This window comes from Rhizobium sp. P1_B8, assembly GCF_056406515.1.
In genome coordinates, this window is sequence record NZ_JBFTZZ010000020.1 from 116770 (window position 1) to 136523 (window position 19754).

Annotated in this window: 19 protein-coding genes; 8 read left to right on the forward strand and 11 right to left on the reverse strand. The window is 61.1% G+C overall.

Going from position 1 to position 19754, the window contains the following annotated elements:
* Positions 1-132: 132 nt before the first annotated feature.
* On the forward strand, positions 133-1188 hold the full coding sequence (locus tag AC1D2N_RS23335; protein WP_130652345.1) for a LacI family DNA-binding transcriptional regulator: 1056 nt from the start codon (positions 133-135) through the stop codon (positions 1186-1188).
* A 21-nt stretch (positions 1189-1209) separates the two neighbouring features.
* Here the strand turns inward: AC1D2N_RS23335 and AC1D2N_RS23340 are convergent, their stop codons facing one another.
* The 5 genes from AC1D2N_RS23340 to AC1D2N_RS23360 are packed head-to-tail and all read right to left on the reverse strand — an operon-like array spanning position 1210 to position 6326.
* On the reverse strand, positions 1210-1953 hold the full coding sequence (locus tag AC1D2N_RS23340; protein WP_018241961.1) for an ABC transporter ATP-binding protein: 744 nt from the start codon (positions 1951-1953) through the stop codon (positions 1210-1212).
* The gene (locus tag AC1D2N_RS23345; RefSeq protein ID WP_047621776.1) at positions 1950-2795 is read right to left on the reverse strand and encodes an ABC transporter ATP-binding protein; all 846 of its coding nucleotides are present in this window, start codon (positions 2793-2795) and stop codon (positions 1950-1952) included. The genes AC1D2N_RS23340 and AC1D2N_RS23345 overlap by 4 nt, the downstream gene beginning before the upstream one ends.
* Positions 2782-3684: an ABC transporter permease gene (locus AC1D2N_RS23350; RefSeq protein ID WP_018241959.1), complete on the reverse strand. Its 903-nt coding sequence runs from the start codon at positions 3682-3684 to the stop codon at positions 2782-2784. Before AC1D2N_RS23350 ends, AC1D2N_RS23345 begins: the two co-directional genes overlap by 14 nt.
* Positions 3681-4709 carry an ABC transporter permease gene (locus AC1D2N_RS23355; protein ID WP_018241958.1) on the reverse strand — a complete coding sequence of 343 codons (1029 nt, stop codon included), beginning with the start codon at positions 4707-4709 and terminating at the stop codon, positions 3681-3683. Before AC1D2N_RS23355 ends, AC1D2N_RS23350 begins: the two co-directional genes overlap by 4 nt.
* A 21-nt stretch (positions 4710-4730) precedes the next feature.
* On the reverse strand, positions 4731-6326 hold the full coding sequence (locus tag AC1D2N_RS23360; protein WP_130652344.1) for an ABC transporter substrate-binding protein: 1596 nt from the start codon (positions 6324-6326) through the stop codon (positions 4731-4733).
* Positions 6327-6459: 133 nt separating this feature from the next.
* Here AC1D2N_RS23360 and AC1D2N_RS23365 point away from each other — a divergent pair, with 133 nt between their 5' ends.
* The 3 genes from AC1D2N_RS23365 to kdgD all read left to right on the forward strand — a co-directional run bounded on the left by AC1D2N_RS23365 (position 6460) and on the right by kdgD (position 9169).
* Positions 6460-7170: a FadR/GntR family transcriptional regulator gene (locus AC1D2N_RS23365; RefSeq protein WP_018241956.1), complete on the forward strand. Its 711-nt coding sequence runs from the start codon at positions 6460-6462 to the stop codon at positions 7168-7170.
* A 65-nt stretch (positions 7171-7235) separates the two neighbouring features.
* Positions 7236-8210: a mannonate dehydratase gene (locus AC1D2N_RS23370; protein ID WP_130652343.1), complete on the forward strand. Its 975-nt coding sequence runs from the start codon at positions 7236-7238 to the stop codon at positions 8208-8210.
* A 32-nt stretch (positions 8211-8242) separates the two neighbouring features.
* Positions 8243-9169, forward strand: coding sequence for a 5-dehydro-4-deoxyglucarate dehydratase (kdgD, locus tag AC1D2N_RS23375; RefSeq protein WP_018445416.1), 927 nt, complete (start codon positions 8243-8245; stop codon positions 9167-9169).
* Positions 9170-9263: 94 nt separating this feature from the next.
* Here the strand turns inward: kdgD and AC1D2N_RS23380 are convergent, their stop codons facing one another.
* The 6 genes from AC1D2N_RS23380 to AC1D2N_RS23405 all read right to left on the reverse strand — a co-directional run bounded on the left by AC1D2N_RS23380 (position 9264) and on the right by AC1D2N_RS23405 (position 15222).
* Positions 9264-9764, reverse strand: coding sequence for a GFA family protein (locus tag AC1D2N_RS23380; RefSeq protein WP_130652342.1), 501 nt, complete (start codon positions 9762-9764; stop codon positions 9264-9266).
* Between the two features lie 86 nt (positions 9765-9850).
* Positions 9851-10618, reverse strand: coding sequence for an alpha/beta hydrolase family protein (locus AC1D2N_RS23385; protein WP_130652341.1), 768 nt, complete (start codon positions 10616-10618; stop codon positions 9851-9853).
* A gap of 341 nt (positions 10619-10959) precedes the next feature.
* Positions 10960-12033: an ABC transporter ATP-binding protein gene (locus AC1D2N_RS23390; RefSeq protein WP_130652340.1), complete on the reverse strand. Its 1074-nt coding sequence runs from the start codon at positions 12031-12033 to the stop codon at positions 10960-10962.
* Between the two features lie 22 nt (positions 12034-12055).
* Positions 12056-12904 carry a carbohydrate ABC transporter permease gene (locus AC1D2N_RS23395; RefSeq protein WP_003539503.1) on the reverse strand — a complete coding sequence of 283 codons (849 nt, stop codon included), beginning with the start codon at positions 12902-12904 and terminating at the stop codon, positions 12056-12058.
* Positions 12897-13835 (reverse strand): carbohydrate ABC transporter permease, encoded by a 939-nt coding sequence (locus AC1D2N_RS23400; RefSeq protein ID WP_003559249.1) that lies wholly within the window; start codon positions 13833-13835, stop codon positions 12897-12899. The genes AC1D2N_RS23395 and AC1D2N_RS23400 overlap by 8 nt, the downstream gene beginning before the upstream one ends.
* Positions 13836-13917: 82 nt before the next feature.
* Positions 13918-15222: an ABC transporter substrate-binding protein gene (locus AC1D2N_RS23405; RefSeq protein WP_047621769.1), complete on the reverse strand. Its 1305-nt coding sequence runs from the start codon at positions 15220-15222 to the stop codon at positions 13918-13920.
* A 201-nt stretch (positions 15223-15423) separates the two neighbouring features.
* Between AC1D2N_RS23405 and AC1D2N_RS23410 the strand changes: the two genes are divergently transcribed.
* The 4 genes from AC1D2N_RS23410 to AC1D2N_RS23425 all read left to right on the forward strand — a co-directional run bounded on the left by AC1D2N_RS23410 (position 15424) and on the right by AC1D2N_RS23425 (position 19732).
* On the forward strand, positions 15424-16623 hold the full coding sequence (locus tag AC1D2N_RS23410) for an ROK family transcriptional regulator (protein ID WP_003559245.1): 1200 nt from the start codon (positions 15424-15426) through the stop codon (positions 16621-16623).
* Positions 16624-16668: 45 nt separating this feature from the next.
* Positions 16669-17769: a Gfo/Idh/MocA family protein gene (locus AC1D2N_RS23415; RefSeq protein WP_130652339.1), complete on the forward strand. Its 1101-nt coding sequence runs from the start codon at positions 16669-16671 to the stop codon at positions 17767-17769.
* An 18-nt stretch (positions 17770-17787) separates the two neighbouring features.
* Positions 17788-18429 (forward strand): ThuA domain-containing protein, encoded by a 642-nt coding sequence (locus AC1D2N_RS23420; protein ID WP_003539493.1) that lies wholly within the window; start codon positions 17788-17790, stop codon positions 18427-18429.
* A 409-nt stretch (positions 18430-18838) separates the two neighbouring features.
* On the forward strand, positions 18839-19732 hold the full coding sequence (locus tag AC1D2N_RS23425) for a transposase (protein WP_477982097.1): 894 nt from the start codon (positions 18839-18841) through the stop codon (positions 19730-19732).
* Positions 19733-19754 lie beyond the last annotated feature (22 nt).

Here is a 19754-nt window from a genome sequence, read left to right on the forward strand (position 1 = left end):
CCGCCTAGCCACATTTCAAAGCCTCCCTGCTCTGCCGCTTGTCGCGGACTCCTCAGGCAACAATTGTGCATAGGCATTCCATTTGCGCAATCTGAAAGATTTTTGCATAGTAGTCGAGAGCGAGGAGAGGACATGGCGGCGGAAGAGAAAAAAGGCAGGCGCACGCGCCTCGACGACATTGCCGCCAGATGCGGTGTCTCGATCAGCACGGTGTCGCGTGCGCTGGCCGGCGAAAAGGGCGTCAGGCCGGAGATTCGCAAGCTGGTGCTGGAAACGGCGAGTGCGGTCAGCTACGCCCTGCCGGCGAGCGTTGCCGGCAAGAAGGTCATGCTCGTCGCCTCCGGCGCGGCGATGATCGACTATGTCCGCAACCAGTTCACGCTCTATGTGCTCGAAGGATTGAATGCGCGCGCAGCCGCTCTCGGCATCGAACTGGCGATGCGCCCTATCGCCGACAAGGGGGATGAAGCCCGGGTCGTCGCCGAGATGCGTGACGATCCGAGTTTTGGCGGCATGCTGATCCTGACCGTCGACGAGGAGGAGATGCTGGCGGCGGCCGCCGATCTCGGAAAGCCCGTCGTGCTCGTCAACAGCGACGATCCCTATATGCGGCTTTCGAGTGTTACGCCCTGCAACCGATCGGCCGCCTTCATCGCCGCCGAGCGGCTGATCAAGGCGGGACATCAACGTATCCTGTTCATGCTGAGGCCGGGGCGGCGGACGATCGAGCGGCGCCTGGAGGGCTGGCGCGACGCCCTGCAGCATCATGGGCTGACGGCCGATGCCGATCTGGTGCTCGAGGTCGACGACTGGCTGCCGGAACTCGGCGCCGAGGCGGTCACCCGTCTCGTCCGCGAGAAAGGCCTCACCTTCACCGCGATCCTGACGGCGGGCGACAGTCTGGCCAATGGTGCCGTGCGCGGATTGCAGGCCATGGGTTATGCCGTCCCGCAGGACATCTCGGTGATGGGCATAGACGACCTGCCGCAGTCGGCCTTTCTCAATCCGCCGCTGTCGACGGTGCATATTCCGATGCGCGAACTCGGCGCCACCGCGCTCGATCTGCTGCGCGACATGATGCTCGGCCTTGCGGCCCCACGGCGGCGGGTCGAGCTTGCCTGCCATCTCGTCGAAAGGGGTAGCGTCGCAGCGGTCAACCGCGTCCATGTCGCAAAAGAGGATCGCTGAACCCCATCACGCTCGAGGATATCAAGCTTCGATAAAGCTCGCTTCGAACAGCTCTCGCGCATAGGCATCATGCGTGGTGCCGGCCTGCAGATCCGCTTTGGTGAGTTCGTCGACGAAGCAACCGTTCTTCATGATCAGCACCCGGTCGCACATATGGCCGATGACCGCGAGGTCGTGACTGACAAGCAGATAGGTCAGGCCCTTTTCCTCTCGCTGATCGGCAAGCAGGTTGAGGATCTCCGCCTGGACCGAGACATCGAGCGCCGATGTCGGCTCGTCGAGCAACAGGATGGGCGGCGACAGGATCAGGGCCCGGGCGATTGCCACCCGCTGTCGCTGGCCGCCGGAAAGCTCATGCGGAAAGCGGTTTGCGAAGCTCGCCGGCAGACCAACCTGGATCAACGCCCTCTCGACCTTCGACCAGATATCGGAATGGCGCATGGCGCGCAGCGGCTCGGCCAAGGCGGTGCCGATACGATGGCGCGGATGCAGGGAGCCGTATGGGTCCTGAAACACCATCTGAGCGAATTTCAGCTCCTCGCGGGAGCGCTTCTTGCCGATCGGTTTGCCGCCAAGCTCGATGTGACCGGTCCAACCGGCCTCCATGCCGGCGAGACACCGCAGCACCGTCGATTTGCCGCATCCGGATTCACCGACAATACCAAGGGTCTCCCCCTGGTTGACCTGAAAACTGATGCCCCTGACGACATGGTTGCTTGATTTGCCGGAGGCAAAGACGACATCGAGGTCACGCACATTGATCATTGCGCCGTCTCCAGATCGAGTTTCGTCCTGTCGAGAACCGCAAGCCGGCGAACCGGGTTTCTGGGGTCGGGCAGTGCGGCTATCAGCCCGCGGGTATAGGGATGGCGGGCGTCTTCGAGACGAGTCAGGGTCTCGACGATCCGGCCGGCATACATGACGATGATGCGCTCGCAAAAAGCTGCCACCATGCGAATGTCGTGGCTGATCAAGAGCAGTCCGGAATTGTTCTCGCGCACCAGCTCATCGAGCAACAGCAGCACGTCCTTGCGGACGCTGACATCAAGCGCCGAGGTCGGCTCGTCGGCGATGACAAGCTTCGGGCGCGCCAGCAGCATCATGGCGATCATCACGCGCTGGCCCATGCCGCCCGATATCTGGTGGGGATAAAGCGCCATGACCCGCTCCGCATCGCTGATGCGCACGCGCTCCAGCATGGCGCGGGCAGCCTCATGCGCCTGTTTCTTGTGAAGACCGAGGTGAAGGCGGGCGGCTTCGGCGATCTGTTTACCGATCGAAAGCACCGGGTTCAGCGAATAGCGCGGATCCTGCATGATCAAGGCGATGTCCTTGCCGCGCAGCGCGCCCATCTGACGTTCGGACTTCGACAGCAACGAACTGCCGGCGAGATCCAGACGTTCGGCCGAGACCACCGCGGCCGGCGGCAGAAGACGCATGATGGCGCGACCGGTCGTCGATTTTCCGGAACCGGATTCTCCGACGATCCCGACGCGTTCGCGCCCGACGTCGAAACTGACGTTGGAGACGGCAGGCACGGCGCCTCGCCCGAAACGGACGCTCAATCCTTCGACGGATAGAACGGGCTGCAGATCACGATCTTGCATGGCGGGGATCCAGAATGTCGCGCAGAGCATCTCCGGCGATGTTGAAGGCAAGGCTGGTGAGGAGGATGGCGATACCCGGCATCACGGCAACCCACCAATAATCCAGCATGAACTTGCGGCCGCTGGAGATCATCGCGCCCCATTCCGGCGCCGGCGGCTGGGCGCCAAGGCCGAGGAAGCCAAGTGACGCTGCCGTCAGAATGATACCCGCCATGTTGAGCGTCAGGCGAACAATGACCGACGGGACGCACATCGGCGCGATATAGAGGAGAAGAATGCGGATCGGCGAGGCGCCATAAAGGCGGGCGGCGACCACGTAATCGGCGTTTCTGACGACAAGCGCCTCGGCGCGCGCGAGCCTGGCAATCGGCGGCCATGCGGTCAGCGAGATCGCGATGATTGCCGTGGTCAAGCCGGCGCCGAGTGCCGCAGCAAAAGCCAGAGCCAGGATCAGCGACGGGAAAGACAGTACGATATCGGTGGCGCGCATCAGAAGCGCATCGATGCGTCCGCCGAAGAAGCCGGCGACAACGCCGATCAACAGGCCGATCGGGCCGACGATCAAGGAGATCGAAAGCACGGTCTGGATGGTGATGCGCGTGCCGAAGATGAGGCGGCTCAGGATATCCCGGCCGAATTCGTCCGTGCCTGCCAGATGCGCGAGGCTCGGCGGCTGCAAGGCATCGCCAAGCGCCTGTATCGCCGGATCGTAGGGCGCCAGGAGCGGCGCGAAGATCGCGATCAGGCAAAGCAGGCCGAGGATGACGAACCCTCCAAGACCAAGCGGCTCGGCCGCCAATTTGCGGCCGGCGCGCGCAAACGACGCCGCGACACGGGTCGACACGCTTGGAGGGCGGATCTGAATCTCGCTGCGGATGACGTCGCTCATCGGGCCGCCTCCCGCATGCGCGGATCAAAGACGGCGTAAGCGACGTCGGCCAGGAAGTTCAACAACATGAAAATGAATCCCACAATGATGGTGCCGGCGACGATGGCGTTCATGTCGCCGATCATCAGCGCGTTCGTCATGTACTGGCCAATGCCCGGCCAGGAGAAAACGATCTCGGTCACGACAGCGCCCTCGAGCAGACCGCCATAGGAAATGGCCAGGATGGTGATCAGCTGCACCGCAATGTTCGGCAGGACGTGGTGCCAGATCGTGCCGAGCGGGCTCACACCCTTGGCTCGGGCCGCAATGACATAATCCTGGCTCAACTGCTCCAGGGTGAAGCTGCGGGTCATGCGCGTGATGTAGGCCATCGCCGCATAGGCGAGGATGACGGCCGGCAGAATGATATGGCCGAGCGCATTCCAGAAGATTTCGGTCTCGCCCTGCAGCAGGCTGTCGACCAACAACAGGCCGGTGCGCGGTGTGACGAGGCCTTCGTAAAACACATCGATCCTGCCCGGCCCGCCGACCCAGTTGAGGCCGGCATAGAAGATGACGAGGCCGACGATGCCGAACCAGAAAACCGGGATCGAATGACCGACGAGCGCGACCACCCGGGCCGTCTTGTCGATGAAGCTATCGCGAAACAGCGCCGCGACCAGCCCGAGCGGGACACCGACGAAGGTCGAAATGATCACCGCCAGCGTCGCAAGTTCGAACGTCGCCGGAAAGGCCTGGGCGAGGTCCGAAGAGACGGGATTGCCGGTGAGGACGGCCGTGCCGAAATCACCATGCGCCAGGCCGTTCAGATAGAGGAAAAACTGCTGGTAGATCGGCAGATCGAGCCCCAGGCGTGCCCGCATCGCCGCATAGGCGGCGGGATCGGCGAGCTCGCCGACAATCGCGCCGACCGGATCGGTGGGCAAGACGCGGCCGATCACGAAGGTCACACATAAGAGGATGAACAGGCTGACCAGCAAATGCGCCAGGCGTCGGCCAAATTCGGCTACGGAGAGTTCCTTCATGATCGGCTGTCCTGGGAAGTATTACTGGGTTTCGACCTTCGTCACGTTCTCGAGACGCGTTAACTGAGACGGATGCCCCACATATCCCTCGACCTTGCTTGACAGGACGATCGGTTCAAAGCGCTCGAAGAGCGGAAGCACCGCCGGCTTCTGTTCGACGAACATCTTCTGCATCTGAACATAGAGTTCGCCGCGCTTCTTGGCGTCCGGCTCCATCGATGCTTTCGCCGTCAGGGCCGTGAGTTCCGGAATGTCCCAGGCCGAGCGCCAGACGAAATTGCCGGCATTGTTGGCTTCCTTCGAGTTGTCGGGATTGGAGGAAAACTGCTCCATCGAGCCGAGCACGTTCGGCATATAGGCGCTGGTCTGCGGGATCAGCAGATCAAAATCCCTGGCGCGATGGGCGGCGATGATTTCCGAGCCGTTACCCTGCTGGATGTCGATCTTGATGCCGACCTGGGCAAGCGATGCCTGGATGGCGGTGGCAAGATCGATGCGTGGCGTTTGCGCGATGGTCTTCAGCGAAAGCGAGAATCCGTCCTTGAAGCCTGCCTCGCTCAGCAGCTGCTTGGACTTTTCGACGTCGAGATGCCAATCGGGGTTGGGGATGGCATATTCGAAATTCTCCGGAACGGGAACGTTTCTGGCCCGGCCGTAAGGACCCATGATGGTCTTTTCGATGCCCTTATAGTCGATGCCGTAGGCAATGGCTTCGCGAACCTTCGGGTTGGAGAGGTATTTGTTGCCGGCATTCATCGACAGCACATAGAAACCGCCCGTCGGAATACGCTGGATGGCAAAGCCCTTCTTGCTCTGGAAGGTCGCGAGATCCGAGGCGGTCAAGGCGCTGGCAATATCGATGTCGCCGCGTTCGAGCATCAGCCGCTCGACCTGGCTTTCAGGCACATGCCGGACGATGACGCGACGCATCTTCGGCGCCCCGGCCATATAGTCCTTGTTGGCATCGAGAATCACCAGTTCGTTCGGAGACCAGCGATTGAGGGTGAACGGACCGGAGCCGGCCGAATGGGTTCGCATCCAGGCGTTTCCGTAGTCATTATCGACAGCGTGGCTCTCGACCTCGACGCTGTCGACCACGCTGGTGGTGGTCGTCGTCAGCCGGTAGAGCAGAAGCTCTGCCGTCACCTGGTCGGAGAGATCGATGCGCACCGTCTGGTCGTCGACGGCCTTGACGAGCTTTTCGACATTGTCCTTGTCGTAACCGACGCGCTTGAGGTTGGCGGCGGCGGCCTGATCCATCTTCAGGAGCCGCGCCAGCGAGTAGACGACATCCTTGGAGGTGACCGGGTTGCCGGAGGCGAAATTGGCCTTGCGCAGCGTAAATGTGATGCCCTTGTCGTCAACCTTCCAGCTTTCCGCCAGCTGCGGAAGGATCTTACCATCAGCTGTGCTGGCGACGAGCCGATCGTAAAGATTCGACATGATCTCGACCGCTTTGCCTTCGGTCGCCTGCTGCGGATCCAGCGACAAAACCTGCGCCAGTGAGGTGCCGACCACCAGCTGGTCCTGTGGGGTGGCAGCCTGCGAGAGCGGTGCAGCGATCGTCAGGGCGCCGATGACGGCGCCGACGAACAAGCCCTTAGAAAAATGCTTCATTGTAAGTCCTCCCTAGACTACTATAAAAGACATATTATGTCGCCCGTATGTCGTATTATGATTTATCGAAGTCTGATATGATTTGCAAGACCCGAGCGGGAGACTTGATGCAAAGGGATTGGGGGAACGGACAATGACAACATTCGGCGGTGGCCGGCAAAGGCTGGCGCAACAGGTCATCGATCAGCTGCGGGCGCAAATTGAGACGGGGACGCTGCGTGTCGGCGATCAACTGCCGACCGAGCCGCAGCTTGAAGCGACATTCGGCGTCAGCCGCACCGTGGTGCGTGAGGCGATAGCCGATCTGAGGTCGGCAGGCTTCGTCAAGCCGATCCAGGGCAAAGGCGTTTTTGTCGCGGATCCGAAGGCGCATTCGGTCCTGCCGCTGACGCCGGTGGAAATCAAAAGCATTCCGGAAACCCTGGAGTTGCTGGAGTTTCGTATGGCGGCCGAGGGTGAAGCGGCGGCAATTGCCGCCTATCGCCGCACCGCCGAGCAGGAGGCGGCAATCCGTGAGGCCAACCGCAGAATGGCGCACCTGATTGAAACCGGACAGCAAACCGTGGAAGCGGATTACGCCTTCCACATGGCGATTGCCGCCGCCACGAACAACCGATTCTATGTCGATGTCCTGCGCCATTTCGGCCCCAGAGCCATCCCCCGCGGCCAGTTTCCGACACTCCCCGAGGCCAATGACCGCAGCTATCTTCAGAAGGTTTATGCCGAACATGTCGAAATCCTGTCGGCAATCGCCGATCAGGATCCCGAACGCGCCCGCCAGGCAATGCGCGCACATATGCTGGCCAGCCAACGCCGCTACCGCATGCTCGCCGAGCAGCAATAGGGCTCGACACTCTTCAAAATTCATATTATGTCATATGACATTATGTAATTTCGAAAGAGACTCAAATGTATCTGGGAACACAGGTCGCCGCGCGGGATGACGACGATTATCGTATCTTCGCGCAACTGGGTGTGAAGCATATCAATGCCGACCCGCCGGGAAAGCCGAGCAACTGGACTCTGTCCGACCTCGAGCGCCATCGCGACAAGGTCGAAAGCTTCGGCCTGATCCTCGACATGATTCAATTGCCGCTGCCCTCGCAGCCGATCGAGAAGGCTTCCTATCCCGATATCCTGCTTGCCGGCCCCGAGCGCGACAGACAGATCGACGCCGTCTGCAAGCTGATCGAGAATGTTGCGGCGGCCGGCATTCCTTCGGTGAAGTACAATCTCAACTTGATCGGCATTCCCCGCACGCCGGATGAGCCGGGACGCGGCGGGTCGCTGAATGCCAGCTTCCGCTGGGACAAGACGGATCAGCAGGCCGAGCCCGGTCTTGCCGGCGTGCTTTCCGAGGACGAAAACTGGGAACGGATCGACTATTTCCTGGAACGCGTCGTTCCTGTCGCTGCAAGCAACCGCGTCCGGCTCGCCTGCCATCCGCACGATCCCTATACGCCGCCGGGCTATCGCGGCGTCACGCGTGTCTTGGGCACGGTGGAAGGCCTGAAGAAGTTCGTGCTGATGCGCGAAAACCCCTATCACGGCCTCAATTTCTGCCAGGGCTCGATCGGCGAGATGCTCGAAAATCCCGGCAAGGAAATCGACGATGTCATCCGCTGGTTCGGCCAGCGCGGCAAGATCTTCAATGTTCACTTCCGCAACATTCGCGGCGGCAAGCTGTCCTTCATGGAGACCTTCCCTGAAGAAGGCGACATGGACATGGTCCGGTCGGCCAGGATCTACAAGGAGGTGGGCTTCAAATACATGCTGATGCCCGACCATGTACCGACCGTCAGCGGCAAGGACCCAACCGCCACCGCATTTGCCTTCTGCTACGGCTATATCGCTGCACTTCTGCAAGTGCTCGACAGCGAGTGACCCGGTTTTCAACACCTAAGAAATAGGACTTCATGATGAACCCGATTGAATTGAAGAAGGCCGTCGGTAGTGGTCTCCTGTCGTTTCCGGTGACCCATTTCGACGATCAACTCAAATTTGACGAAGCCAAGTACCGGCGTCATGTCGAGTGGCTTTCCGGTTATGACGCTGCTGCACTGTTTGCCGCCGGCGGCACTGGGGAGTTCTTCTCTCTCAATCCGGCCGAGATTCCGCAGGTTGTCCGGGCGGCCAAGGCGTCGGCCGGCAAGACGCCGATCATTTCGGGAACCGGCTATGGTACGTCACTCGCCATCGAGATCGCCGTCGCGGCCGAGAAGGCAGGCGCCGACGGACTGCTGCTGTTGCCGCCCTATCTGATGTTTGCCGAACAGGCCGGCCTCATCGCCCATGTCAAGGCGGTCTGCCAATCGGTCGGCATCGGCGTCATCGTCTATAACCGCGACAACGCCATTCTTTCGGCCGACAGCATCGCGCGCCTGGCGGAGGAATGCCCGAACCTGATCGGCTTCAAGGACGGCGTCGGCGATGTCGACAAGGTGATCGAGATTACCACCCTGCTTGGTGACCGTCTCGTCTATGTCGGCGGCATGCCGACCCATGAGGTTTACGCCCAGGCCTATTTTGCCGCAGGCGTGACGACCTATTCATCGGCCGTTTTCAACTTCGTCCCCGCCCTCGCCCAGCGCTTTTACGGCGCCTTGCGCACCGGCGATCAGGCAACAGTCGACGAGATCCTGAAGGGCTTCTTCTTCCCCTTCGTCGCCTTGCGCAATCGCAAGAAGGGATACGCCGTCTCGATCATCAAGGCCGGCCTTCGCGTCCTCGGGCAGAACCCAGGCCCCGTGCGCCCGCCGCTGACGGATCTTACCCAGGAAGAGCTCGCGCTGCTGGAAAAGATCGTCCAGGCCAACGGCGTCACACGGATCGCGGCGGAATAATATATCGCTGTAGTAGGCCGCCGGGGTGGCCCGGCGGCTGTCCGGTTCGCACCAACAACTGACAGCGCCGCACCGGCAAACGCCGGAATAGGACTCAGCCATCACACCCCCTCACCGCCCATGAGGTGGTATCGTGATCGGGGTGCTGGTTGCTGCTCTCCTTGATCGCCGCGGCCCAGTCGGCGCCGTTGTTTTCGGTCGCACCGGTATTTTCTATGCCCGTGATCGTATCGAACCAGGCCACCATATTCTCGGTGCAGGTATTGGCAAGCGGCGAAAAGGCGTGCGGATCGTCAAGTGAACCGATCATCAGGTTGGTGCGGCCGTTTTCGAGATGGTGGAAGAACAATGGCGTGCCGCAATTGGCGCAGAAGCCGCGCTCGACAAGCTCCGAACTCTTCCAGACGCTCGGCTTGCCGCGTGTCCAGCTGATCGCATCATCGGGCGCGGCGACGAGCGCGGCAAAGATGTTGCCCGAGGCTTTCTGGCACATGCGGCAATGGCAGAGATGCGAATTGTCAAGCATAGCGGTTGCGTGGTAGCGCACGGCACCGCACTGGCAGCCGCCGCTCACCTCCATCTCGATGCGTTTCATTTTTCTCCTCCTTCAAGAGGCGGGTTTGGGCTTAATCTCTTTTAGGTTTTCGTCGCTTTCCCGCTGCCCGAAGCTGTCATGCTGCCTTAGTGGTACGTCACGACGGGATTGAACACCCTTTGCAGGAAGGGCCTGAGAGCTCCCTGCATGTCGTTCCTTGGAATTTGATGTCCACACTCAAAGACGTGAAGCGACTCCAGGACTCCGGCATTGGACAGAGCTTTTGAGAAGAGTTCGGCTTGGGCAACAGGAGCACGGTCGTCATGCTTTCCATGCAGCAACAGCGTCTCAGACCGAACTTCGGGCGCATAATGCAATGCAGAGCGAGCCAGAAACGCCTCTCTCGATAGACCCGCCTCTTTCTCGATAGCCCAGCGCAAACCGTCTGAACTCTCGTGATAAGCGACTTCAAGATCGTAGACGCCGCTGGACAGAATGACTGCTCGCAGATCAGAAACCTGGGTGGCGACCATTGCCGATGCAACGGCGCCACGACTGTTTCCATAGAGAACAATTCGGTCAGGATCGACGAAAGGCTGGCCCTGCAGGAAGGCGAGAGCAGCTATGATCGCTTGCTGGGTTTTGGGACCGCAGAAATCCGGAGGGCCATCCGACGCCCCAAAACCAGGCTGCGAGACTGCCGCCGCAGTGATATTCAAACCAGAACAGAACCGACGCAACGCGCCGCTGTTGACCGCCTCTATCCCTCCAAGCAGACGGCCACCCTGATTGCCGTGGACAAATAGGATTGCTCCTGCGGGCGTTTCACTTTCGGCTTGAGCTTGAAAAAGCTCGACCGTGGCTCCGTCACCCCGGTCAATGAGATGTCGCGTTGCTACCGGCATAACCACCATCAGGTTTTCGCGTGCCGGACAGACAATAGTGCAACTTGTGGCATTGGCAACGTCCGGTGGCGGGGGATATCGTTGAGAAACCAAATGGCTTAGCCGCTCATCCGTTCTCCCCTCGGCCAGAACGCGCCCATAGGGCGGATAAGGGGGCGAAGCTGGGCTTTTAAACAACGCGTTATACGCCGGCGGCGGAATGCCGGGATAGGTTATGAAGAGAGGGCGTGCCGTGCAGCCCCTCATCCACCTGCCGGCACTTCTCCCCGAGGGGAGAAGAGGATATGCCGCACCCTCCCGTTCCCCGCGCTTCGCCGCAAATCGGACAGCCGTTGGGCAAACCGCCCCGCCTACAGCGCCACACCAGTACCGCGGTCGAAGACGTGCACCTGATCACTCGTAATACTTGCCTCGAACACGGCGCCGTAACGGGCGGGATATTCGCCGTCGACGATGGCGGTCACCTGCTGTCCGGCGAGGTCGAAGACCACGTGGGTCTGGGCGCCTGTCGGTTCCACCAGCATCGTCCGGCCGGCGAGCGGCGTGCCGGCGGCAACACCGGGAACGAGATGTTCGGGGCGCAGGCCGATGGTGATGGCCTGGCCGGGCTTGACCTTGCGGTCGGGCGCGATGCGGATCGCCGTGCCGTCACCGAGGCGGGCGGCCGGCTCACCGTTTTCGCCGTCGACCGTGCCGTCCAGCATGTTCATCGCCGGCGATCCGATGAAGGCGGCGACGAAGAGATTGGCCGGTTTCCTGTAGAGTTCGAGCGGCGTGCCCTGCTGCTCCACCCTGCCCTGATTGAGCACGACGATGCGGTCGGCAAGCGTCATTGCTTCGATCTGGTCGTGGGTGACATAGATCGACGTCGTCCTGACCTTCTGGTGCAGCGTCTTGATTTCAGAGCGCATCTGCACGCGCAGCTTGGCATCGAGGTTGGACAGCGGTTCGTCGAACAGGAAGACGGCCGGATTGCGCACGACGGCGCGGCCCATGGCAACACGCTGACGCTGGCCGCCGGAAAGCTGGGCCGGCTTGCGGTCGAGGAGTTCGGCGAGATCCAGCATGCGCGCCGCTTCGGCAACGCGGAGCTCGATCTGGGGTTTGGCAATGCCGGCGAGCTTCAGATTGAAGCCCATGTTTTCAGCGACGGTCATGTGCGGATAAAGCGCATAGGATTGGAAGACCATGGCGATGTTGCGTTCACGCGGCGTCAAGCTGTTGACGACCTTGCCGCCGATGGCGATCTCGCCGTCGGTGATCTCTTCGAGGCCGGCGATCATCCGCAGCAGCGTCGATTTTCCGCAACCGGACGGGCCAACGAGCGCGACGAATTCCCCATCCTCAATATGAAGCGAAATGCCGTGGATGACGTCGACGGCGCCATAGGTCTTGCTGATTTCGGTGAGTTCAACGGATGCCATGATTGCACTCCAACGGTTCGGCTCAGGACTTCACGGCGCCGGCGGTCAGACCGGCGATGATGTGTCTCTGGGCGACGAAAAAGACGATGATGGTGGGAAGGATGGTCAGCGTGATGAAGGCCAGCACCAGTTGCCACTCCGTGCCGTACTCACCGCGATAGACCATGATGCCGAGCGGCCAGGGATATTTCGATTCCGAGTTCAGCATGATCAGCGGCAGGATGTAGCTGTTCCAGCTGCCGACGAAGGAAATGATGCTGACGGTGGCGACGATCGGGCGCGAAAGCGGCAGCGAGATGTGCCAGAAGAATCTGAGATAGCCGCAGCCGTCGACGAAGGCCGCCTGAAACAATTCTTCCGGAAGGTTGCGGAAATAGTTTCGAAACAGCAGGATGCTCATGCCAAGGCCGAAAGCCACCTGCGGCAGCACCACACCCCAATAGGTATCGAGCAGGCCGAGATCGCGGATGCGGATGAAAAGCGGCAGGATCGCGGTCGCCGCCGGAAACATCAGGCCGAGCAGGAAATAATTGAGCAGGAACGACGATCCGAAAAACCGGACATGGGCAAAGGCGAAAGCCGCCATCGACGAGACGATCAGCGTCAGCAGGACGGTGAGCGAGGCGATCACTAGCGAATTGCCGATCTGCAGCCAGTAGCGTTCACCGAAAAGAATGTCGGTATAGTTTGCCCATTGCCACTCCGTCGGCAGGCCGAAGGGATTGGTGCGCAGGTCGCCCAGCGTCTTGAAGCCGCCGAGCGCCGTCGTCAGCAACGGCACGAGCACGATTGCGGCAATCAGGCTCAGCGACACGTAGAGATAGACGCGCGTGGACGTGCTCATGCGGATGGAAGAGCTCATATCAGTCATGGCGCATGAATATCCTTTTGTAACCGAAGGCGAGCGTCACGCAGATAATGAAGAGCACCACGCCGACGGCGCTGCCGAGGCCGACCTGCATGCGCATGACGCCGTAGGTATAGAGGAAGGTGACCATCGTCTGGGTGGAGTTGGACGGCCCGCCGCCCGTCAACGGCATGATCATGTCGAAGAGCTGCAGCGAGCCGACGACGGCAAAGAAGATCGAAAGACGCAAGGTCGAGCCGAGCAGCGGCAGCGTGACGTAACGGAACTTCTGCCAGCCAGTGGCGCCGTCGATTTCGGCTGCCTCCAGCACGCTCTTGTCGACGGATTGCAGGCCGGCGATGAACAGCATCATGTGGAAGCCGAAATATTTCCAGACGATCACGCCAAGCACGGCATAGATCGCCACGTCCTTGTCGGCGAGCACGTAAGGGTTGGCGAAGCCGAAGAAGTTGGAAACGGCGGCAAACAGGCCATAGTCACCATCATAGACGAAGCGCCAGATGAGGCCCGCGGCAACGTCGGCCAGCACATAGGGCAGGAAGAAGATCAGTCGGTAGCCGACGACACCCGGAATGCGGTGCGCCAGCATGGTGGCCAGCCAGATGGCGAGCGGCACCTGGATGCAGATCGAGATCACGATGATCAGGCCGTTATTGACCAGCGCCTGGGTGAAGGCCGCATTTCGAAACAGAACCTGGAAATTGCGCAACGCGATGAACTCGGTCGGCGTGCCGTAGCCATTCCACTTGTAGAGGCTGTACCAGGCCGCCTCGCCCATCGGCATGATGACGAAGAGCGTGAAAAGCAGCAGCGCCGGCGGCAGGAAGATCAACAGCACCGCCAGCCGGTCATGGGCGACTGAACTCTTGCTGTTTGCGGCTCTTTTTGCCGGCCTTGCGGCAGTGGTTATCGACGGGACTGAAATATTGGCCATGGATCCTGCTTTCGGCATGTCGGCAGCAATGCCGGCGCTCCGTTCTTGGCTGGGAGCGCCGGGAAGGGTCTGCAGGCGCTGGCTATTGTTCCAGCTCGAAAGCGTCCTGGATCATCTGGGCCCCGTCCTTGGAATTCATCTGACCGGAGACGATTTCCACCGACACGTCGTTGACGACACGGCCGACCGCCGCACCCAGATCCTGGTCGAAATAGTTCTGATGCCAGGTCGAGGCGGCCAGCTGTTTTGCCGATTCGGCAAGCAGAGGGTTGGTAACGCCGTCACCGGCGCCGACGGCGACAGGCAGAAGCATGCCTGATTTGGCCATCGCCCGCTCGTTCTCGGCACTCGTCAGGAAAGCGAGGAAATCGATCGCTTCCTTGGATGCCTTCTTGGTAACGGCCCAGCCGTTCAGACCGCCAAGCGTATCCGTCGGCTTGCCGGCGCCGCCATCGACTGCCGGGAAGGCGAAACGGCCGATATTGTCGGGTGCGAGACCCTTGCCGTCGCCGGCATTCTTGCGCTGGTTGGCCTCGGTATTTTCAAAGCCGAGGATGATCGCAGCCTTGCCGTCACCGAAGACGCCGAGCGCCTGCGGCCAGGTCGAGCCGAGATAGCCGGGCTGGAAAGGTTCGAGCTTTCCGAGTTCGGCGAGGTCGTCGCCGGCCTTGATGATTGCGGGATCGAGGAAACCTTCGCCCTGGCCGGTCTTTGCCGCTTCGAAGACCTTCTGTCCGCCTTCGCGCATGACGAGATAGCTCCAGTAGAAATGGATCGGCCACTTCTCGCCGCCGCCACCGGCGATCGGCACGATGCCGGCTGCCTTGATCTTCTTCACCGTGGCGAGAAAATCAGCCCAGTTCTTGATGTCCTCGGCCTTGACGCCGGCCTTGGCAAACAGCTCCTTGTTGTAGAAAAAGCTGACCAGACCGACCTTATAGGGAATAGCCCAGGTCTTGCCTTCGAATGTCAGGCCGCTGACCGAAGCCGGGCTATAGGCGCTGCGCAGTTTGCCGCCATCGGCGTCGAGGGCCGGCGTCACATCCTGGAGCGCACCGGTCTCGGACTGCTGCTTCAAGACGCCGCCGCCCCAGCTGAAAAAGAAATCCGGCACGTCGTCGGACTGCAGCAATGTCGGAAGCTTGGCCTTGAAGGCCTCGTTTTCGAGAAACTGCATCTGGATATCGACGTCAGGGTGCTGGGCTTCGTATTTCTTGACGATGTCTTCCCAGGCCGCGACATATTTCGGGTCGAGCTCGAGATGCAGCCACTTGACCACCGTCGTCGCCGAGGCTGCACCTGCCCCGGCCAGCAACATGCCGGCAGCCGCGGCCATGGATGCGATGCGCCTGCCGCCGAGACCGGCGCTCTTCAACATAAAATTCATGATTTTCCTCCAAGGGGGCTGTCCTCACAATTTTTCCCCTATGCGGATTAATTCAACGGAGCTTTGACCCAATGTCAACCCAATGCCTCTATTTTTATCAAATGCGCTTGACAGGGCTGCAGAATTGCCCGCTATTTATTTCGTAACCCGTTAAAAATATTTGGGTTCCGCCCCAATGAAACGCTCGCCTGGCTAATTCCGATGAAGACCGCAGATCCAGAATTAATGCGCGCGATCAATCGCTTGAACGTGCTCGATACCGTCCGGCGCCATGGTCCGATCTCGCGGATCGAGATCAGCGAGCGTACCGAACTCTCCACCACGACCGTTTCGGCCATCACCGCCTCGCTGCTCGACGACGGGCTGATCCTGCCGCGTCACGAAGGCGATATCCGCAATGAGGCTGTGCGCGGACGGCCGCGGGTGATGCTGGAGCTCAATCCCGATGCGGCCCGCGTGGTGGGCGCCAAGATCGCCGCCAACAGGATGGTCTTCGTCGTCACCAATTTCCGCGGCGACGTGCTGTCGAAGCTCGCCTTGCCGATTCGCATCGACCGGCAGCCGATCGGCGTCATCGCCGATCTGGTCGAGGACGGGGTCAGGCGCTGCGTCGTCGATGCCGGGCTGTCGCTGGAGGATGTCGACAGCGTCTGCCTCGGCTTTCCCGGCGTCATCGAGCACCGCACCGGCTATATAAGAAGCAGCCCGATCTTTCGCGACACCAATGTCGATTTCGCCGCCGAGATGTCGACGCGGCTGGCGACGCCGACCATTGTCGAAAGCGACGCCCACGCCATCACGCTTGGCCATCACTGGTTCGGAAAGGCCCGCGATCTCGAGGATATGGTGCTGATTTCGCTGGAGCAGACGCTGGGGCTGGGCGTCCTGCACGGCAACAGCCTGTTTCGCGGCGCCGGCGGCCTCAGCCACAATCTCGGCGATCTCGTGCTCGGCATGGGACCGAATGGCGTCGTCCGGCTTTTCAGCCAGGCCGGCGAAAGCGCGATCCTCGGCGAACAGCAGGCCGACGGGCGTTTTGCCGAAGCGATCCGTCTCGGGCGCGGCATGAACCATGCCCAGGCACTGATCAAGGCCGATGACGACCGGCTGATCAGCGCCGCCATCCGCGCCGGCGAAGCGGTCGGATTGACCATTGCCAATATCGTCACGCTGTTTGCGCCGCCGCGGGTCATTCTTGTGGGCTCGAGCCTGGCGCTCGGCGAACCCTTTCTCAACAGCCTGCGCGATGCCTATGCGCTCGCCATTCCGCCGTCGCTGCGCGGCGTGAGCGAACTCGTCTTCGACGATTCGACCGATGATTTCTGGGCGCAGGGTGCCGCTGCAGTGGCGCTCTACGAACTCTACGAATCGCCCTGGAGCACGACGGGGCCGGCGCTCTGACGGGCGCCCCAATCACCATCAATAGCACGATCAATGGAGGAATTCATGGACAAGGTCGGTATCGGCATCATCGGATGCGGCAATATTTCGGGCGCCTATCTCACGGCGATGGCATCCTTTCCCATTCTCGACATCCGCGGCGTCGCCGATCTCAACCGGGAACTGGCCGAAGCAAAGGCTGCGGAATTCAATGTTCCGGTCAAGACGGTCGAGGAGCTTTTCGCCGATCCCAAGGTCGAGATCATCGTCAATCTGACGATCCCGAAGGCCCATGTTGCCGTGGCATTGCAGGCGCTTGAGGCCGGCAAGCATACCTATTCGGAAAAGCCGCTCGGGATTAATTTCGCGGAAGGGAAAAAATTGGCGGATGCCGCCAAAGCGAGAAATCTTCGCATCGGCGCTGCCCCCGATACTTTCCTCGGCGGCGGCCACCAGACGGCCCGCAGCCTGATCGACAAGGGCGTCATCGGCCAGCCGGTCGGCGGCTCGGCAACCTTCATGTGCCCAGGCCATGAGCGCTGGCATCCGAACCCGGCCTTCTTTTACGAAGTCGGCGGCGGGCCGATGCTCGATATGGGTCCCTATTACATCACCGATCTCGTCAATCTTCTCGGACCGGTTTCCCAGGTGGCGGGTTTTGCGACGACGCCGCGATCGGAACGGCTGATCACCAGCGAACCGCGTAATGGCGAGCGCATTCCCGTGCATGTGCCGACCCATGTCACCGGCATGATGGCCTTTGCCAATGGCGCCGTCGTCCAGATCGCCATGAGCTTCGATGTCGCCGGCCACAAGCATGTGCCGCTGGAAATCTACGGAACCGAGGGCACGCTTGTTGTGCCCGATCCGAACAAGTTCGCCGGCCCTGTGGAATATATGAAGAAGGGCGGTGCGTTCGAGGACCAGCCGGTCACAGCACCCTATGCCGACGGCAACTACCGCTCGCTCGGCGTCGCCGACATGGCGCATGCGATCCGCTCCAACCGGCCGCATCGCGCCAATGGCGATCTGGCGCTGCATGTGCTCGAAGTCATGGAAGCGTTCCACACCGCTGCCGCGACCGGCCGGACGGTCACGATCACCACGGCAACAGAGCGCCCTGCCCCCTTGTCCGATTCCATCGTCGACGGACGGCTGGCGAAATAAGTTTCAGGAGGAAAGACTATGCGTGAAGCACTGATCGTCTGGGGCGGCTGGAGCGGGCATGAGCCGCAGGAGTGCGCCGAAATCATCAAGACCATGCTCGAGGAGGACGGCTTCAAGGTCTATCTCGAGCACGGCACCGAGGCGCTTGCCGACCCTTCCGTCCATGATCTTAGCCTCGTTGTGCCGATCATGACGATGTCGAAGATCGAAAAGGAGGAAGTCAAGAACCTCGCCACGGCGATCGAAAGCGGCGTCGGCATCGCCGGCTATCACGGCGGCGCGGGCGATGCCTTCCGCGACTCCGTCGATTACCAGTTCATCATCGGCGGCCAGTGGGTGGCTCACCCCGGCAACATCATCGACTATACCGTCAACATTACCCGGCCTGACGATCCCCTCATGGAGGGCATTGCCGATTTCCCCTATACGTCAGAGCAATATTACATGCATGTTGACCCCTCGAACGAGGTTCTGGCGACGACGAAGTTCACCGGCGAGCACGCCTACTGGATCGACGGCGTCGTCATGCCTGTCGTCTGGAAGCGGAAATACGGCAAGGGCCGCGTCTTCTATTCCTCGCTCGGCCATCAGGCCAAGGAATTCGACGTTCCCCAAATGAAGACCATCTTCCGCCGCGGCGCCAACTGGGCGGCGCGGTAAGGCTCCGGTTCGTGGGATGGCTGCACCTTACCGGGGTCGAGCTACTCGTCTCGACCTCCGGCCCCTGTAAACGCGGCGAAGGACGTCCCTTGCGAGATGTTGCGAGGGACGGAGAGGTCGCGGCATAATCCCTTCTCCCCTCGGGGAGAAGGTGCCGGCAGGCGGATGAGGGGGCCACACGGCACGCATCTCACATAATTCACCTATCCCGCCACGCCGACGGCAACGCCGAGATCCGGCGCGTCCTGACCCCGGTCGAGACGATACCGACACGGTCGAAGCTTGCATGGGCGATGTCGGAAAGACCGGCTTCGCCGGCCCCCTCATCCGCCCTATGGGCACCTTCTTGGATGACAGGAATGTAGGATACTAACGCTTCCGGGCGGGTGGCCGCCCGCCCGGAAGCTGGTTGTCGGATCGTCACCTTCTTAGCCGTTTGGGGCTGTGGGGAGCAGGATCGCAACCGGCTCTTCATCTGGCCCGTGTTCAAGAGCATGACGTCAGYCGCATCGGCTTCGAAGCCTCCGGTGGCTATGAATGGCGGCTGATGGTGCATCTGCGGGCCGGCAAGCGACCGGCGGCGCGTCTGCAGCCAGCGCAATTGCGGTTCTTCGCCAAGAGCCGGCTTCGGCGGGCAAAGAACGACCRGCTCGATGCCGCGCTGATTGCGCTCTTCACTGCAAGTMTCGAGCAGTTGCCGGCACTGCCGGACGCACGCTTCGACAGGTTGGCGGCCGAACTGACCTATGTRGAACAGATCGAGCAGCAGATCGCGCTGGTGAAGACCTTTGCCGAGACCGCCTTGTCGGAGGCCGTCAAACGCCGTCACGCGCGCGAGATCGCCCGGCTCGAAACCTGCCGCAAGGCCCGTCTGCTGCGGCTCGAAAAGACGGTTCGCGACGATTGTGACCTGGCCCGGCGGCTCGATCTGCTGATCTCCATCAARGGGATCGGGCTGCGCAGCGCGCTGTGCCTGATCATTCGGCTGCCCGAACTCGGCCATGCCGGCCGTGCCGAGATCGCCGCCCTTGCCGGYGTCGCACCCTATGACGACGATAGTGGAAAACATCATGGCAGACGCCGCATCCAGGGTGGCCGCGAACGCCTGCGCAAGAGCTTGTTCATGTGCGCCTTCACGGCAACCCGGCACAATCCGGATCTCGCGTCGTTCTATGCGCGCTTGCGCAGCAACGGCAAGGAACACCTGTGCGCCGTCATAGCCGTCGCCCGCAAACTCATCATCCTCGCCAATGCCATCCTCATTCGAAACACCGAATGGACGCCACAATACCAGCAAAATTGAAACATGGTTGCTCCCCGCTGGG